This is a genomic window from Pseudoalteromonas sp. SR44-5, from assembly GCF_014163675.1.
Classification (GTDB): domain Bacteria; phylum Pseudomonadota; class Gammaproteobacteria; order Enterobacterales; family Alteromonadaceae; genus Pseudoalteromonas; species Pseudoalteromonas rhizosphaerae.
In genome coordinates this window covers 20,689-38,537 of the sequence record NZ_JACJDT010000046.1, presented here as the reverse complement: position 1 = coordinate 38,537, position 17,849 = coordinate 20,689, and the positions used below count along the sequence as shown (strand labels likewise).

Sequence of the window (17,849 nt, the reverse complement as noted above, 5' to 3'; positions counted from 1 at the left end):
GATCGGCAAAATCATTAAGAACACAAAAGTGATCATTATCGCGTAATTTTCGTGATCAAAGCTTAATGAGAATAAGCGATCAAAGTTAATGCCATTGGGTGATCAAAGCTGGTGAGAATATGCACTTGCATATGGACAAGAGGCTCCTTAACAAACTGAGGATACAATTGTTTAAAAATGCTTCTTAATAGAGGTAGTAACTGCTTTAGATCTTGGTCACTGTATCCACGAGTTGGCGTACTTTGAGTAGTACCTGTGTGTAAGTGTGTAGGCATCTTAATATTAGAATTAAGCTCAAGCCATTGAAATAAAGTTGAGAGGTCGGCCCGCAATCGACTAACTGTACTATCCTTTATTTCACCTCTTCTCTGACGTACTGATAGCGCTTCTAGCTCTTTCACAAAGGCTTTTTCGGATAGTGGTACTAGTTTTATTTCTTGGTTATCACAGAAAGAAAAGTGTTTTCTAGCTGCATTAAAGATATTCGCTTTAGTTGAAGGGGATGCATCTCTCCTTTCTATTATTGCAATAAACAAGTTCTGAGCGATTTCATCCCGCTCTAATGGCGTTGCGTTACCCGCTTTTATTTCATGTGTTTTTGGAATACCTAAATATCTAAAACGATTAAAGTCTAAGTTAGTTGATGCATTTGCTCCATTGATCATAGGTACACACAGGTGTTCAACCCAAGGAGATATTAAGCTTAAATGCCTATTCACTTTCTGCCTCCTTGAGTGCTTCATTCATAATACTATCTAGGATAGATATCTTTTCTCTTATAGCTTCCTTACGTTTTAAATAACGAAGGTATTTCCAAACGGTAGATTCATTTTTATGTCCCATCCATGACATCAATAGACTAAGCGCATCAGCTGGCTCAATTCCAGCTTCTAGGAGACTATGCAAACGATAAGTTGCATAACTACACCTTAAATCATGGAATTTGTAATCAAATGAAGTTCCTGAATTAATAATTTCACGTCTAAGTTCTGAAAACCGAGAGCTCAGGCTACCTGGTAGCTGGGGATTACCTTGCTGACTAATAAATAATGGCTCAAATTTTTTAGCTGCTAATAAAGCGCTTTGAATAGAGTTACTTAAAATAGGTTTTATCTCATCAGTTTGCTCATCAAGGCTTTTACATTTTGCCTGCAGCTTGTTGAGCCTATTTAATCTTCGTTCACTAATTGAATAGTCTATTAAATCCGATAACAGCTGCTCTGTAATTTCAATAATACGTGTTTTATTGAACTTTGTTGGGACACCGTTATTAGGGCCTATTGTGATCTCGTAGTGTGTGCGGGAACTAAGACGTTTTACAGCTTGGTTTAAGGCCATAAGAGTAAACCCTGCAGTTTCAGCTGCCCTAAGTCCACATTGAGCAGATAGTAAACAAATAAGGCGCATTTCTATTGAAGAAGAATTTAGAGATAAGCCGAGAGTCCTCAAATGTGTTTGAGAGAGTGGCTTTAAACTTCTTATATTTTTATTCGTAGAGTCTCTGGGCACTCGTATACGTAAATCTGTAGTTTGTATTAAAAACTTAGGCATCATGTGTGCGAGTACATCATCTCGTCGGGCTTGAACAAATTCAATTTCAAATGGTTTATGGTTCTCGCTGATTTCATAGTACTTTTCTCGTGCGGCCCATAAGTAGAACTGTATAATATGACTCATGTACGTACTTGCAGTTGAGTACGCAAGCTCTCCATTTGTAGCCTTTTCTAAAAGCTCATCATTTCTATACCTATAGGTTGGTTTTAACCCTTTTGCACGAGGAAAGTAATCCCAAGAGAGGTTTCTGGATTCTAGAAAACTCCAATAATGTTTTAGCGCCCGAGAGTATGAGCTTAAGTCTTCTAACCTTTTTGAAGATTTTAAATGTATGAACCAATTATTAACAGGCTCAATATATGAGTTTTTTTGATCATAAAGTGTTGGTATTGGGCCTAAGTTCAGGCCATCTTTAAATTCAATTGAATGTGCATCGAAGATGGCCTCACCACCTATACGCACATTATTTGATTCAAGAATGTATGCCATAGTTAGGCTCTTTTTTGGAGGTTGTGAAAAAACAATAACCATAGCTTCAAACTTAGTAACACTAATTTGAAAAAACCTGCCTGATTTTCATGTTGAGTATATGCCTGAAGAGTTAAATTTGAACTACCCATAAACTAGGAACACCTCGCTATAAAAAGAATGGCTTCGCAAAATATCAATTAATGTTGGTGATATTAATTCATTAATAATAATGCGTTAGCTATTTTTAGAGTTTTTATCGTACAGCTATTTATATAGCGTAATAGTAAATAATCAATACAAATTTATAGTGTTTATAGTTTTGGCTTGTTGTTTTTTTATACTCTTGCGGTTTCAATATATATTGTTATTAAATAAAGAATGAACTCAATTTTTTTAACATAAAAGATTAATCGTAGTTTTATTTTTAAAGTTGATGATACGGAATTTGTTTTTCTTGTGAAATCAAATGTAGAGAGGGCTTTGCGGCGATTCTTTCAGTCGTTTTTAAAATATACCTAAAATTACAATACGTTACTTTATTTTTTAATGAGGTTATTTATCACATTTTTCGAAGGTGGTGTGATTTTTATTTTTTTTAAGCATCTACAGTGTATGCGGTACTAGCGTTTAAATTTTAAAAAAACTTTAAACTATATCTATTGAAATCGTAGTATAACTTTTCACTTTTATTCAAAATAAAAAGTTTAAAAAGTGGTTAATTTTAGTTGGAATTTTATGCAAATACTTTCACAATTTATCTAATTTTTGGAAAGGCTAAATATGTAGGAGTGTGCAAATAGAAAGTTTCTAGTGATAAATGGTTAGATTATACATTGGTAATAGAGGGGAGTAAGAATACACGGAGTTTATTTTTGGTTAACATATCTCTCTATAGTGGCAATCTGAAAATATTGTATTTCGGGAAAAATCAATATTTTTATTTAAACAAAAATTATTTGATGAAATAAGCCCTAGAGACTTGAAAGCTTTTTAATAAATATGAGTTTTAAAAAAGGCCAGATATTCATCTGACCTATGTTTATTTCCAGAATAAGAAAGGTGTATAGGTGAAAACTCTACACTAACCCCTCATGGTAACAAACTCTTCTGAGCCAGTTGGGTGCAGTGCAACAACGGCATCAAAATCTGCTTTGGTTGCGCCCATTTTCATGGCCACGGCAAAGCCTTGGATCATTTCATCAACAGCAAAACCTAAGCCGTGTAAGCCTACAACTTTCTCGTCAGGGCCTGCGCACACTAGCATCATGTTACATGCTTGGCGGTGCTGAGTAACCGCAGTGTACATAGCAGCAAAGCTTGATTTATACACTTTTACGTTCTCGTTGCCGTACTGCGAAATTGCTTCTTGCTCAGTTAAACCAATGGTACCAATTGGCGGGTGGCTAAATACCACGGTAGGAACTAAGCTGTAATCCATTTTTAAATCATCTGGCAGGTCTTTATTGAACAAACGCTCTGATAAAGTACGGCCTGCTTTTACTGCAACAGGGGTAAGCTCTATACCGCCTTCGATGATATCACCCACAGCATAAACATTTTTAGCCGTGGTATTTTGGTACTCGTCTACCTTAACGTAACCGCCTTCGTTTACTTCAACACCCGCTGCGACTAAATTAATCTTATCAGTCGTCGGTGTACGGCCAATGGCCCAAATGACTTGATCAACATTTTGACTGTAGCCATTTTCAAAGTGGATAGTTAAGCTGCCATCGCTTTCTTTAACTACTTCTTTTGGTAAGCATTCGGTATGCAGCGTCGGGCCTTCTTTGGCCATAATATCAACAAGGGTGTCGATGATGTATGGGTCAAAGGTGCGCAGTGGTTTATTTTTACGAACAAATAAATGGGTTTCTGTACCTAGGCTATGTAGTACACCGGCAATCTCTACCGCGATATAACCGGCACCAACAACGGCAACGCGTTTTGGTTGTTCATTCAGCTCAAAAAAGCCATTTGAATCGATGCCGTGTTCAGCACCTGGGATATTTGGAATGCTAGGGCGACCGCCTACGGCCACTAAAATATGATCGGCGGTGTAGTGCTCGCCGTCTACTTCGACTGTTTTACTGTCAACAAATTTAGCAAAGCCTTTAATAACTGTTACGCCGTTTTTAGCAAGGCCATTATCGTAACCTTTATGAATGCGGCCAATATAGGCTTCACGGCTTTCTACTAGTTTACTCCAGTTGAATTCTTTTACTTCAACATTAAAGCCGTAATCAGGGGCGTATAAGTTAATTGCTTCAGCAACTTGAGCGCCATGCCACATTACTTTTTTTGGTACACAACCTACATTTACACAGGTTCCACCCATATGTTTTGCTTCAATTAGTGCCACTTTCGCGCCACGCATTGCTGCACGGTTAGCTGACGCTATCCCGCCGCTGCCGCCGCCAATCGCAATGTAATCAAAATGCTGAGCCATCTTTAGTCCTCAAGTTTATATAAAACGTATTTCTCTGATAATAACACATGGCAGACCCGTTAAAAGCCCCTTGTATTTCGAGACGTACGCCCCAACTTAAAAATCATATTCGAAACGATTTGAGAGCTAACATGAGCGATTTACAAAATAACCCACTAATAGGCCTTGAAGGCTTACCACCGTTTTCAAAAATTAAGCCAGAGCATGTTGTGCCGGCGCTAAAAGCGGGTATTAGCGAATGCCGCGCTAAAATAGACGAAGTGCTGGCTAATAAATCATTCACTTGGCAGGACTTAGTGTTACCTCTTGAAGAAGTTGACGATAAATTATCGCGAATGTTTTCTCCGGTATCGCATATGAACTCCGTAGTTAATAGCGATGAATTACGTGAAGCGTACGAACAATGTTTACCACTTATCTCAGAGTATTCAACCTTTGTTGGTCAACACCAAGGGTTGTATGAAGCCTACAACGCACTGCACAACAGCGATGAGTTTAAAACGTTAAGTACGGCTGAACAAAAAACTATTACTAATGCATTGCGTAGCTTTGAATTATCGGGCATCGCCTTGGCGCCTGAGCAGCAAAAGCGCTACGGCGAGATCAGCGCACGTTTATCAGAACTTGCGGCTAAATTTGGCAATAACGTGATGGATGCCACATTGGCTTGGCAAAAGCACATTACTGATGAAAGCGAACTCGCAGGTTTACCTGAGTCGGCGTTAGCGTTAGCGGCAGATACAGCAGCAAGCAAAGAATTAGATGGCTGGGTATTTACGTTAGATTTCCCGTCGTATTTACCTATTATGACCTATGCAGATAACCGTGAACTACGTGAAGAAACGTATACGGCATTTGTAACCCGTGCGTCTGATCAAGGACCTAACGCGGGCGAATTTGATAACTCAGCAATAATGAGCGAAGAACTCGCACTACGTCATGAAATAGCGCAACTATTAGGTTTTGCCAGTTATGCAGAAAAGTCACTCGCCACTAAAATGGCTGAAACACCAGAGCAGGTATTCTCATTTTTAGAAGACCTAGCGGCTAAATCTAAACCTCAAGCTGAGCAAGAGCTTGCTGAGTTACAAGCTTACGCCAAAGAAAAACACGGTATTGAGCAACTTGCTGCGTGGGATTATGGCTATTACGGTGAAAAACTAAAACAAGAGAAATACGCAATATCAGACGAAGTATTGCGCCCGTATTTCCCCGCAGATAAAGTACTAAGCGGCTTGTTTGAAACGGTAAATCGTTTATTTGGTATTAGTGTTAAAGAGTTAAAAGACATTGATAGTTACCATAAAGATGTACGCTTTTTTGAAATTTACGACAGTAGCAATACCCTGCGTGGCCGTTTTTATCTTGATTTATACGCGCGTGATCACAAACGCGGTGGCGCGTGGATGGATGACTGCATGGGTCGAAAAGTACGCGCCAATGGCGAGTTACAAACGCCTGTAGCGTATTTAGTGTGTAACTTTAATAAAGCGGTAGGCGATAAGCCTGCACTGTTTACTCATAATGAAGTCACCACTTTATTCCATGAGTTTGGCCATGGTATTCACCATATGCTAACCCAAGTTGATGCCGCGCCAGTTGCGGGTATTAATGGTGTTGCATGGGATGCCGTTGAGCTGCCAAGTCAGTTTTTAGAAAACTGGTGTTATGAAGAAGAAGCACTTAACTTTATTTCAGGCCACTATGAAACGGGCGAGTCATTGCCTAAAGAGTTATTGGATAAACTACTAGCAGCTAAAAACTATAACTCAGGCATGCAAATGCTGCGTCAAATCGAGTTCTCGTTATTTGATTTTAGAATTCACAACGATTATCAAGCGGGTGAAGAATGCCAAATTCAAGCGCGTTTAGATGAAGTGCGTAGCCATACATCAGTTGTTAAAGCACCAGAGTTTAACCGTTTTCAACATGGTTTTAGCCATATCTTTGCTGGTGGTTATAGCGCGGGTTATTATTCGTATAAATGGGCCGAAGTGCTTTCAGCTGATGCGTTTTCCAAATTTGAAGAAGAAGGTATTTTTAACCCAGAAACTGGGCAAGCCTTTATGCAGCATATTTTAGAAAAAGGCGGCAGTGAAGAGCCAATGGAGTTGTTTAAAAACTTCCGTGGTCGTGAGCCAAGTGTCGATGCACTATTGCGCCACAGTGGTATTGCAGCTTAAGCACTACGTATATTTAATCTTTAAAAAGCGCCGTTTGGCGCTTTTTTACTATTTAGAGTAATAAATTGTCGCAAAATCAGGGCTCCGTACTATGCTTTTTTAAGTAATTAATAAAAAGGAATTGGGCATGACAAAACTGGTACTGGCGATTGATGATGATAAATATGTTCATCGTGTAATAGAGGAATCATTAGCGGGGTTTTGTCAGTTAATTCATGCTAAAAATGGCGAAGAAGGTTTAAGGCAAGCTTATAAATATAGCCCTGACATTATTTTATTGGATGTTGAAATGCCCGGGAAAACGGGCTACGAAGTGTGTCGTGAGCTGAAAAATAATGAGCAAACCAAAGATACCCCAGTAATGTTTTTGTCGGGTAAAAGCGAATTATCAGAACGTGTTAAAGGTTATAATGCCGGTGCTGCCGATTACATTGTAAAGCCCTTTAATACCGAGGAATTAATGGCGCGTATTCGGGTGTTGTATCAATATCGTCAGCATTCTATTAAGTTAAAAAATGATGTAGAGCGCGCGCAGATCACCGCTGAAATAGCCATGACTGACTCCGGCGATATGGGTCGCATAATGCGTTATGTAGGGCAAACCTATCACGCCCATGATGTGCAATCATTATCGGCCCATTTTTTTGAATTCTTCCGACCGTTAAATCTCGATGTAGTTGTGGCTTTTTGGTATCAAGATGTAGGGGTTGTGTGCACTGATGACGGTGGTGTTTGTCCGTTAGAGCAAGAGTTATTAGAAAAGCACCGTTATTCTAATCGCTTTGTTGATTTTAGTAGTCATACTATTGTTAATTACCCGAAAGTGTCTATTTTAATTAAAAATATGCCTTTAGATGATGTTGTGTTGTATGGCCGCTATAAAGATTTATTCCCGCATATTTTGGAAGTAACCAATGCCAAAATCCAAGATATGGAAGTAAACGAAAAAGCACTGGCCCAAGCGCATGCGGTTGGTAATGCTTTTAATGAGCTTTCTTCGCAATTATTTGTCAGTAGCGAGGCGCGCGAAGAAGCCGTAGCTAAATTGACAACTCAGTTATCTGAATTACGTGCACTTATGCAGCATGAACCCGCTTTTGCTGCGAACCAAGCATTGGCATTGCAGGTTGAGCAATTAGAGCAAACACAATTACAGTTAACAGTCTTGAATGATGACTTGGCTTTTATTAAGCATCAGCTCAATCACATTATTGAATCGCGTAGCGAATTGATCGATAGCCTGAGTAAAATTGCTACGCCGGAGCACACTCAAGACGTTACTTCGCAAACGGATATTGAGCTATTTTAGTGCTATGGCGCTTAGCAGTTGATATACTTCGCGAGCTATTCACGGTCGGAGTTTATTTTGGTTATACAGTGTCCTTTTAAAGAAGTACGTCCTTATCTTAATGAAATTGAGCTGCGTTTTGGGCTCGCTGAGTGGGCGGCACAAAGCGAAGGCTTTTCACTTCATTATGATGATCAAGGCTTAAGCTTACGAAAAACCGATGAACCAAAACTTGGCGCTATTAGTGTTGATTTTGTTACCGGTGCGGTGGCTCACCGTCGTAAATTTGGTGGCGGTAAAGGGCAGTCTATCGCCAAAGCGGTTGGTTTAAATAAAGGAGCGACCCCCGTTGTTCTAGATGCGACCGCAGGGCTTGGCCGTGATGGTTTTGTGTTAGCATCGCTGGGTTGTAAAGTGATTTTACATGAGCGCCATCCGGTTGTTGCAGCATTACTTTATGATGGTTTGCAACGTGCTTATAGCGATAATGAAATTGGTCCGTGGATGAAGCAAAACATGAGCCTAGTGTTTGGCTCCAGTCATACCTTACTCGCGCAATGCGAAAGTATGCCAGATGTGGTTTATTTGGATCCAATGTTTCCACACCGTGAAAAGTCAGCACTGGTTAAAAAAGAAATGCGGGTGTTTCAAGACTTGGTTGGCGCAGATAATGATGCTGATGACTTACTCGCATTTGCCTACCCACTTGCCAGCAAGCGAGTGGTAGTTAAACGCCCCGACTACGCACCGTTTTTAAACAACCAAACGCCAAGCATGCAAATAAAAACCAAAAAGAATCGCTTTGATGTGTATGTCAAAGCCGCCATGGTGTGAAGCTTTATTCGTATTTTTTATTTTTGTTCCTATAAAGTTATAAGTGTTTCATATCGGCTTTCATTAAATTGTCATAAATAGTTAATAGTGTACGCGCAGTTACCCAAAGGAATTTAATTTCATGCGCGTGTCATCATTCACTCGGTTGCTGGCTATTTTGCTGGCATTGGCTAGCCTGCTGTTAGGCGGAACCTTGTACTGGGCAAGTCAAACCTTAGTTAAACTCGAACAACAAGACCAATCTTATAATAAATTAAAAAATAAAATACTTGTTGATTTAAAAGGCTTACTAGAAGATTACTTAGCACAGGGCGATAGTCAGTATTTAGGGAAAGCGTCGGATTTAATTAGCCAAGTAAAAGACACCCAACTTGCCATTTTACCAATTGATTTAAAACAACAGTTAGATCTGCAATTAAGCCAACTCGATACTGATATAAAAGGTAAGTATCGTGCTTTAGGTAAACTTTCAGGTAATGAAACAGCATTGCTTGATAATGCACTTAGGCAAATGGCGGGCTCAGCATCTTCCTTGATTGGTTATGCTAACAAAGCAGGGCAACAAAATACTAACGCGCAGGCTTATTATCAGCTTGCCAGTGATTACTACCGCGAAGTGACAAATTTGTCGTTGTTTACTTATCAGCTAATGCTTAGTTTTGATCAAGACACACAAACCAACTTACAACAAAGTATTGCTAACTTAAACCGTTTAGCAAAGCAGATTGACGAGCTTGAAAACTTGGGCGTTATGAGTGAAGTTGATGAAGATAGTTTGTTTATAGATGAAGAAGCCGAAGATTTAGCCGGTGAAATTAAGGCAGAGCTAAGAAGCTGGCCGAACCGCTACCCACGTGATTTAGAGAACACCATTGCACAAGCTCAGCAGCGTCAAACAGGCATACAGGCTCTGCGCAAACAGATCAGTACACTTTCTGACACGGTGATAAATGCTGAGCAGCAACTTAAAATTCAGCAAGGTACGTTAAAGCAGCGAGTATTCGTAGTGTTTTGCATTGCCATTGGCATGTTGGTTGTATTGGCTGTTGGTGTTTACTTTGTACAGCGAAATCAAGTATTAACCCCGCTTCGTCAACTACGTGATGGCTTTGCATTTTTAATCGAAAGTAACGAATTAAAAAATATTGAAAGTAGTAACTCAAAAACAGAAGTTGGTGAAATAGCTAGTTACTTTAACCAGTTAATTGAGCGTCAACGGTTAGAGGCTGAAGAGCGTGCACAAATGCTCAAGGTGATTAACGATTTTATGCAAGAAATGAGCGAGCATCTACATACGATAAGTCAGCAAACAGATGCCAGTCATCATCAAGTTGAACAAAATCAAGAATTATTGGCTGATATTCAACATATTGGTGAGCAAGTAAACGATATAAACGGCAAAGTAGCAGATAACGCCAAGCATACGTTTTCAGCAATGGAGCAAAGTTTAGGGTTTGCCCAAAACATGCTCAGTGCTAGCTCAAATACACAACAGCGGGTGGAGCATGGTTTACATAGCTTGCAAGAGTTGCTCAGTGGTGTACAAGATGTAGGGAAAGTTATTGAAGTGATCCGCAATATTGCAGATCAAACTAATTTGCTGGCACTCAATGCTGCGATCGAATCAGCGCGCGCAGGTGAACATGGCCGTGGTTTTGCTGTGGTTGCAGATGAAGTGCGCAAGTTAGCTCGGCAAACACAAGGTTCGCTGAGTGATATTAATAACCAGCTCAATCTATTGAGTGAAAACTCAACTATGGTGTCAACGCAAATATCAGCATTAGCTGATGATGCTCAATTGCAAACCGATAATGCCCAAGAGCTGAAACGAAACTCCGAAGGGGTAGCTCATAATGCACAGGATGCTAACAAAGTCGCTTTTGATGCAATGGAGTTGGCAAAGCAGCAAAACTCATTGTTAGAAAACTTCAGCCAGTCAATGCAAAGTATGAAAGGGCAGGTGAGTGAATCCAGTTTATTAGTGGCTGATATTCATCAGCGTTTACAGCAGCAAATGCATACTATTCGCAGTAGTTTAGGATTGTAACTTTGCTTGCAAAGGCACAATTACTCGCAACTCGATGTTAGGGTGGCTTGCGCTTTTGTGCTATTTTGGTGTTGTTCAAAACCCATCACTTTAAAAGGAAATATTATGATTTCTCAAGGTCAAACATTACCAGCTGTTAGTCTTACACAGCTTACTGACGACGGTATGCAAACACTTACCAATGAAACACTTTTTGCAGGTAAAAAAGTGGTGTTATTTGCAGTGCCAGGCGCGTTTACACCTACGTGTTCAAATGCACATTTACCTGAATTTATTACTCTAGCAGATAAAATAAGAGCCAAAGGCGTTGACGCTATTTACTGTGTATCAGTAAACGATGCGTTTGTAATGAAAGCATGGGGTGAGCAACATAATGCTCAAGCAATCGAGATGCTTGCCGATGGCGATGCTAGCTTTACCAAAGCACTTGGTTTAGATAAAGACACTGCTGCATTTGGTGGTGTACGCTCAACGCGTTATGCAATGATTGTTGAAGATCAGCAAGTCACAGGTTTATTTGTTGAACAAGATAAAGAGTTTGCAGTAAGTCGCGCAGAAGCGGTACTTGAAAAGCTTTAAAAAAGAGCTAAAAAAGCCGAACTTTCATTCGGCCAAAGTTACCAAGGGAACTGGCAAATAGCACTTATAGGCATAGAGTTTAATACAAACCCTATGCCTTATTGCTAATTAAGGCTGGTATTGTGCGTCAAGCGTTAAACCGGCAAAGGTTTTATACGCATTCACACTCATGTGCCAAGTGCCCGCTTGTGGATTGCTGAACGTACATGTTTCAGCGTTACCATTTTTGTAAGGGCGACAATCATAGCTAGAGCTGGTTGGTTGACTGCCAAATTTAACGAATAAGTCAGCATCACCAGAGCCACCCGACGTTGTTACGGTAAAGCTTGCCATTCCTGCTGGAACATCAAGGGTATAATGTTTCCATTGCCCTGCATTAGCCGTAATATCTGCGATTGTGCCACCGCCAGCTTGTGGATTACCGCTACTACCAGAGGTTGTTAAATTACCCACTAAACTAACGCCTGAGTAAGTCGAGTAACCACGTACCATTACATGGTATGTGCCAGCAGTTGGGTTATCTATAGAGCACTCTTCGCTGTTACCTCCTTTATAAGGGCGACAATCATAAGTTGATGTAGTGGGTTTACTACCTGAGCGTACATATAAGTCAGCATCTCCCGTTCCGCCACTCATAGTGAAAGTCACATTACTTGCGCCACTTGGTACAGTCATTGTATAAAAAGTATCACTACTCGCAGCGCCACTTAGGCCCGTTTGAGCTTGGCCATCAAGTAACTCATTGCCGCCAACCGGTGGTGTAGTACCACCGCTTGCAGCAGCAACTGCGGCTGCAGCGTCAACAATACCAGTACCACAGTTATTGCATGTGGCAGGGAATGAGCGAGTGCTTGATTTTAATATGCTTTCAATTTCATCAGGCGTTGCAGTTGGCTTTGCTTGTTTAATAAGAGCAGCAACACCAGCAACATGAGGTGCTGCCATCGATGTACCTTGTGAGTAATGATAGCTGTCACTAGAAGGGCTTGATGAACCTGAGTTATGTGTAGATAAAACACCTTCTGAATCATTAGCAAAGCTTTGCGCACCACCAGGTGCTGCAACATCGATAGATGTACCATAGTTTGAGTAGTAAGCTCGCCCACCATTACGACCAACCGATGCAACATTTACTACGCCATTACAGTTACCAGGGTTATAGTTGTTAGCATTGTCGTTATCATTACCTGCGGCAATGACAATTACAGTGCCGTTATTACGTGCTTGGTTAATCGCGTTTTGTGTTGTTGAGCTACAAGAGCCGCTGCCACCTAAACTCATATTGATGACATCAGCAGGGTTAGCATTAGCAGGTACGCCAGATACCGAACCGCCAGATGCCCAAATAATACCGTCGGCAATATCAGATGTTAAACCACCACATTTACCAAGTACGCGTACCGGAACAACTTTAGCATCATAAGCAACACCAGCAACACCTTCGCCATTATTCGTAACGGCTGCAACAGTACCTGCAACATGGGTTCCGTGCCAGCTTGAACCTTGTGCACTGTTATTATTACCACACTCACCGGCAGAAACTGCATCACCAGGATCGCGTGCATCACTATCGCGTGCGCCGCCGTCATTCGCAACAAACGTATCCGAAATCATATCGTAGCCAGGTAAAATATTGGCATCAAGATCAATATGTGGGCGATAACCTGTATCAAGTACTGCAACCGTTACACCGCTACCTGTTGCGGTATCCCATGCAGTTGGAAGGTTTAACCCGCCAGCTTGCTCATAGTAATGCCATTGGTCGTCATAACGAGGATCGTTAGGCGTTGCAAATGGTTTTAACATCTGGTCGATTTCAATGTATTCAACATTGCCTGAAGCCATTACTTCTTGCATATATTGTTGGGCTTCGTCAGCGCTTAGTTTTTTATTTGCACGCATAACATGATGGTTGCTCAACGCCATTGCACGGATATATTGCGCCTTAACTTTTCCTTTTTTACTAGTAAAGTTTTTAACAAAGCCTTGGGCCTTTTTATTCATCATTTGTGGGCTAGTTTCAGCAGCCGACATTGTGCTCATTTCATCAGCGTTATTTTTATATTTGATGATAAAACGTGTACCGAGAGGAGCTTGGCTTTGTAGTTTTGTCGTTATGTCAGCAATAGATGGTGTCATTGCTTCGCTAGGATTTGCCATGCTTGATGTCGCTGCAAATATCGCGCTCACAGTAAGCGCTACAGCGCATTTTTTAAATGTTTTTCTTGTTGTCATAATTATCCCTAGATTGTTATTAAGCTTCACGATGAATTGTCGTGAAGGGGAACAAAAGTAAATGATCTGTTAAAGTAGTTAAAATAACGTTTTATTATTAATGTCTCTATTTTAGTTATATCGGGATGTTTATATGGCTAAATACGATTTTATGACTTTTATTATGCCGTTACAGTGGTTATAAAGTATTAATTAATTTATAGAATAGCGAGGTGAACATTTATTTTTTCAGACTTTGTTGTTAATAATAAAATAGTGAAATACCGCTCAGTTTGTACTTTTAAATTTGCTACAATTGCAAAAATTTCCTCATGAGATGAACAAATGACCCAAGTAGATGTAATAGTGATCGGTGCCGGAGCCGCAGGTTTAATGTGTGCAGCACAAGCAGGATACCGTGGCCGCAGTGTTACAGTGCTTGATATGGGCAAAAAGCCTGGTCGTAAAATTCTCATCAGCGGCGGCGGACGTTGTAACTTCACCAATGAAAACGCCAGCCCTGAAAACTATTTATGTGGTAATCCACACTTTGTAAAATCGTGTTTAAGCCGTTATACCCAGCATGATTTTATTGAGCTGGTGGACAGACACGGTTTGGCGTATCACCATAAAACCCTTGGGCAGTTATTTTGCGACAATAGCGCACAAGATATCGTTGATATTTTGCTAACTGAGTGCGAGTGGGCGGGTGTTAATGTTGCGCTGCGTAACGAAGTGCTTAGCGTTGAAAAAACCGCTACTGGCTATCTCGTGATCACAGAACAACAGTCATACAGCTGTGAGTCACTCGTTGTTGCCGCTGGTGGCTTAACCATGCCAAAACTAGGCGCAACACCAATAGGGTATAAAATTGCTGAGCAATTTGGCTTAAAAGTATTACCGACCATGGCAGCACTTGTACCATTTACCTTGCACCAACATGATAAGGACCGCTTTGAAGGGTTATCGGGTATTAGCGTGCCATGTATCGTCAGCAGTGAAGACGGCACAAGTTTTAAAGAAAACATCCTATTTACTCACCGTGGTTTATCAGGCCCCGCTATATTACAAATCAGCTCATTTTGGCGAGCAGGGCAAGCAGTGACTATAAACCTGTTACCAGAGCTTGATTTAACAGAGCAATTAGCAACATGGCGAGAAACCCAAGCACAAAAATCATTAAAAAATAGCCTAGCGACTATTTTGCCAAAACGCTTTATTGAAATACTGCATGAGAGTAAAGCTATTCCAGATTGCAATGTAAATCAGCTCACCCATAGCCAAATTGACGAGCTAGCTAATTACATTCATAACTGGCAAATTAAACCCAACGGCACCGAAGGTTACCGCACAGCGGAAGTAACTCTAGGCGGTATAGACACCGACGAACTTAGCTCAAAAACCTTTGAAGCGAAAAAAGCCCAAGGGCTGTACTTTATTGGTGAAGTAACCGACGTAACCGGTTGGCTAGGCGGCTATAATTTTCAATACGCGTGGAGCTGCGGCTTCGCAGCAGGGCAGTATTGTTAGCTTGTGCAGAGACAATAAAGTTTGCCCGTAGTGAGATATGCTACAACATGCTCATTTTCTCTAGCTGATTTAAGGTTATTGATAATGAGCAGTTGCATAATTCTTATTACATCCATTTTCAAACAAGAGTTTGAATATTTGGTCAATGCTAAGAAAAATAATAACATAGTGTTAATATTAGGAACTTTGTAGCGCCTATGTGGTCATATTAAATTAGTGTTATAGGGAACACTTATTGTTTAGGGAACAAATATTGTGACAACGTGGCGCTGGCCTTTTATTATTTCATTACTGCTCCACGGGATAATTTTTTCAATATTAATGAGTGTTAAAACCCCAAAATTTGTAGCGATAGATACTCCCCCAATTAAAGCATACATGGTTAGTATGGTGTTGCCTAAGTCATTGCCTACAATAGAAAAGAAGAGCAACCAGCACGACGAAGCCACGCTGTTGAAAAAGCTTGAAAAACCAATTATTCCTGCTGCAAACACGATTGTAAAAATTAAAAAAACAATAAAGCCTGTAACGCCCAAGGCACAAACAGACTCTAACAGCTATAAAAAAATAGACCTTAAATTAGGTTTAAAGAGCATACTAAAGCAACAGCAAAATACATTCCCATCAACACCTCCAACGTCACAAGCTTTAGCACAACCACTGCGTATTACTGTGCCAAAGGAGCACCAGCAAACCAGCATAGACCCATTAAAAGTTGAAAAGCAAAGCATGCAATTAACTATCTATCGCCTCGGAGATAACTGCTTTAAAAAGGTATCGATAGGAGCTGGTGTAATGCCAAAAAGTGACCTACCAGATAGTTATTTAGTAGGCACCACTTGTGCTAAAAAAAAAGTAACCGACGCCTACGATCAAGCTATGAACAAATGGTTAGATAAAAAGTGACTACTGTGTGGAAGTTATTAGAAATAAAAAAGAGCTGGCACAAATTTTGTTAAGACAGCTATTTTGACAAACATGGAGTTAACCAATTCAGCTCAAAGAAGAACTTATACCCTTACCTCAACATAGTACCTGAGTTAATCGCAAAATTTCCTACTAACTAGTTAATGGTTACTTTTATCCTTGTTTTCTTGTTGAATCACTTCGTTTTACAGAACATGTATGTAAGTTAAAATATCTACTGCGGGCAAATACTCGTGTAACAACATATATATAAAATATAGGAGTACATAAAACACGCCATAATTTTAGTTTGCTTTATGTTCAAAAACTGATTAACATGCGCTCGTTCAATTGTTCAGCACTTACCCTAAGTGTTGGATTCATCAACTAACTGTGAAGGAGAAAATACTATGACAATGACATCAACATCCTTTGCAGGTCTTATCCGATAAGAAACTTGTTACTTAAACACGCTTTTATATATTAAGTACATTTAGGTAAACATTGCGTTTAAACGCGTTCCTTTCGTTTGATTTCAAAATAGATCCAGACCTGCCAATTCGTATTTCGTTTTAATCCTATTTTTCTAACAAAGAAAAAGGAATTGGTATTATGGGCAAATCCGTCCAAAAAATAACTGATAAAGTTAGCCTTATTGCGTCTGCTGATACGTGGATTGAGGGGCTGGCGATACAGCAACTGATCAAAACATCAGAGCTAAATGGTATGCAACGCGTTGCGGGTATGCCTGATTTACACCCAGGTAGAGGGTATCCTATCGGGGCTGCATTTTTCACTACCAACAAAATTTACCCTGCATTAGTGGGTAACGATATTGGCTGTGGTATGGCGCTGTGGCAAACCACAGCAAAAGTAGCAAAAGTAAATCTAGATAAACTAGCCAAAAAATTTACAGATATTGAGCTGCCACTCGACGAAAGCTGGTCCTCAATCATAGAAAGTAGCAAAGCGGCAAAAAATATTACTACCAAGGGTTATGATAGTGCCTTGGGTACCATTGGTGGAGGTAATCATTTTGCCGAGTTTCAAGCGATTGATGAGATATACAATCAAAGTGCTTTAGATGAGTTAGGGCTAAGTAAAAAGCATCTTCAATTATTGGTTCATTCAGGCTCGCGAGGTTTAGGGCAATCGATATTGGTTGAACATATAGCGGGCCATAATCATGATGGATTATGTGAAAGTGAAGCTGACTTTAAAGATTACATGAGCAAGCATGATGAAGCGGTGCGCTTTGCAGAGCTTAATCGTGAGTTGATCGCTAAGCGGTTTTTAGAGGCTATACGAGCCAATGGTGAGTGTACCTTAGATATTAACCATAATTTAGTATCGGCTAAAAATATTAACGGTTGCGATGGCTGGTTACACAGAAAAGGTGCTACACCGAGTGATAAAGGCTATGTAGTGATCCCAGGCTCTCGTGGCGATTACAGTTATCTTGTAAAACCTGTATTTACAGAGTTAAGTGGTAATGATCTAACAGTGCAGGAAAGTATCAATACCAGTTTATTTTCACTTGCACACGGCGCGGGGCGAAAATGGCAGCGCGGTGAATGCCATGGCCGATTAGGTCATAAATATAAGCGCGAAGATTTATATCGTACAGCGTTAGGCAGCAGAGTTATTTGTGGTAATAAAGAATTGCTATACGACGAAGCCCCACAAGCATACAAAAAGTGCGAAACGGTTATAAGTGACATGGTTGATGCAGGGTTAATAGAGGTGGTCGCTAAGTTACGACCAGTTTTAACCTTCAAAACAAATGGAGGTTGTTGA

At 40.3% G+C, this 17,849-nt stretch carries 12 protein-coding genes; 8 read left to right on the top strand and 4 right to left on the bottom strand.

The window, feature by feature from the left end:
• Positions 1-62: 62 nt before the first annotated feature.
• The 3 genes from H5154_RS18795 to gorA form a co-directional block, all read right to left on the bottom strand.
• A complete protein-coding gene (locus tag H5154_RS18795; RefSeq protein WP_182719255.1) occupies positions 63-719 on the bottom strand; it encodes a hypothetical protein in 657 nt (218 codons plus the stop codon).
• Entirely contained in the window at positions 712-2,043 is a 1,332-nt protein-coding gene (locus H5154_RS18790; protein ID WP_182719254.1) for a tyrosine-type recombinase/integrase, read from the bottom strand. The genes H5154_RS18795 and H5154_RS18790 overlap by 8 nt, the downstream gene beginning before the upstream one ends.
• A gap of 1,063 nt (positions 2,044-3,106) precedes the next feature.
• The gene (gene gorA / locus H5154_RS18785) at positions 3,107-4,471 is read right to left on the bottom strand and encodes a glutathione-disulfide reductase (RefSeq protein ID WP_182719253.1); all 1,365 of its coding nucleotides are present in this window, start codon (positions 4,469-4,471) and stop codon (positions 3,107-3,109) included.
• 131 nt (positions 4,472-4,602) lie between these two features.
• Here gorA and prlC point away from each other — a divergent pair, with 131 nt between their 5' ends.
• The 5 genes from prlC (at position 4,603) to H5154_RS18760 (ending at position 11,402) form a co-directional block, all read left to right on the top strand.
• A complete protein-coding gene (prlC, locus tag H5154_RS18780) occupies positions 4,603-6,654 on the top strand; it encodes an oligopeptidase A (RefSeq protein ID WP_182719252.1) in 2,052 nt (683 codons plus the stop codon).
• Positions 6,655-6,781: 127 nt separating this feature from the next.
• Entirely contained in the window at positions 6,782-7,963 is a 1,182-nt protein-coding gene (locus H5154_RS18775; RefSeq protein WP_182719251.1) for a response regulator transcription factor, read from the top strand.
• A gap of 57 nt (positions 7,964-8,020) precedes the next feature.
• Entirely contained in the window at positions 8,021-8,776 is a 756-nt protein-coding gene (locus H5154_RS18770) for a class I SAM-dependent methyltransferase (protein WP_145238699.1), read from the top strand.
• A gap of 121 nt (positions 8,777-8,897) precedes the next feature.
• Complete coding sequence (locus H5154_RS18765) at positions 8,898-10,823, top strand: methyl-accepting chemotaxis protein (RefSeq protein ID WP_182719250.1); 1,926 nt, start codon at positions 8,898-8,900, stop codon at positions 10,821-10,823.
• 105 nt (positions 10,824-10,928) lie between these two features.
• Complete coding sequence (locus tag H5154_RS18760; RefSeq protein WP_182719249.1) at positions 10,929-11,402, top strand: peroxiredoxin; 474 nt, start codon at positions 10,929-10,931, stop codon at positions 11,400-11,402.
• Positions 11,403-11,510: 108 nt separating this feature from the next.
• On the opposite strand, the gene H5154_RS18755 is transcribed toward H5154_RS18760, so the two are convergent.
• Entirely contained in the window at positions 11,511-13,637 is a 2,127-nt protein-coding gene (locus H5154_RS18755; RefSeq protein WP_182719248.1) for a S8 family peptidase, read from the bottom strand.
• A 324-nt stretch (positions 13,638-13,961) separates the two neighbouring features.
• Between H5154_RS18755 and H5154_RS18750 the strand changes: the two genes are divergently transcribed.
• The 3 genes from H5154_RS18750 (at position 13,962) to H5154_RS18740 (ending at position 17,849) form a co-directional block, all read left to right on the top strand.
• Positions 13,962-15,146 (top strand): NAD(P)/FAD-dependent oxidoreductase, encoded by a 1,185-nt coding sequence (locus H5154_RS18750; protein ID WP_145238710.1) that lies wholly within the window; start codon positions 13,962-13,964, stop codon positions 15,144-15,146.
• Positions 15,147-15,401: 255 nt separating this feature from the next.
• Entirely contained in the window at positions 15,402-16,052 is a 651-nt protein-coding gene (locus tag H5154_RS18745; protein ID WP_182719247.1) for a hypothetical protein, read from the top strand.
• 612 nt (positions 16,053-16,664) lie between these two features.
• A complete protein-coding gene (locus H5154_RS18740; protein ID WP_182719246.1) occupies positions 16,665-17,849 on the top strand; it encodes an RNA ligase RtcB family protein in 1,185 nt (394 codons plus the stop codon).

Bases quoted from the DNA above. Each gene is read 5' to 3' on its own strand.
- gorA (WP_182719253.1), bottom strand. From the start codon at position 4,471: ATGGCTCAGCATTTTGATTACATTGCGATTGGCGGCGGCAGCGGCGGG.
- H5154_RS18790 (WP_182719254.1), bottom strand. From the start codon at position 2,043: ATGGCATACATTCTTGAATCAAATAATGTGCGTATAGGTGGTGAGGCC.
- prlC (WP_182719252.1), top strand. From the start codon at position 4,603: ATGAGCGATTTACAAAATAACCCACTAATAGGCCTTGAAGGCTTACCA.
- H5154_RS18755 (WP_182719248.1), bottom strand. From the start codon at position 13,637: ATGACAACAAGAAAAACATTTAAAAAATGCGCTGTAGCGCTTACTGTG.
- H5154_RS18750 (WP_145238710.1), top strand. From the start codon at position 13,962: ATGACCCAAGTAGATGTAATAGTGATCGGTGCCGGAGCCGCAGGTTTA.
- H5154_RS18765 (WP_182719250.1), top strand. From the start codon at position 8,898: ATGCGCGTGTCATCATTCACTCGGTTGCTGGCTATTTTGCTGGCATTG.
- H5154_RS18740 (WP_182719246.1), top strand. From the start codon at position 16,665: ATGGGCAAATCCGTCCAAAAAATAACTGATAAAGTTAGCCTTATTGCG.
- H5154_RS18760 (WP_182719249.1), top strand. From the start codon at position 10,929: ATGATTTCTCAAGGTCAAACATTACCAGCTGTTAGTCTTACACAGCTT.
- H5154_RS18775 (WP_182719251.1), top strand. From the start codon at position 6,782: ATGACAAAACTGGTACTGGCGATTGATGATGATAAATATGTTCATCGT.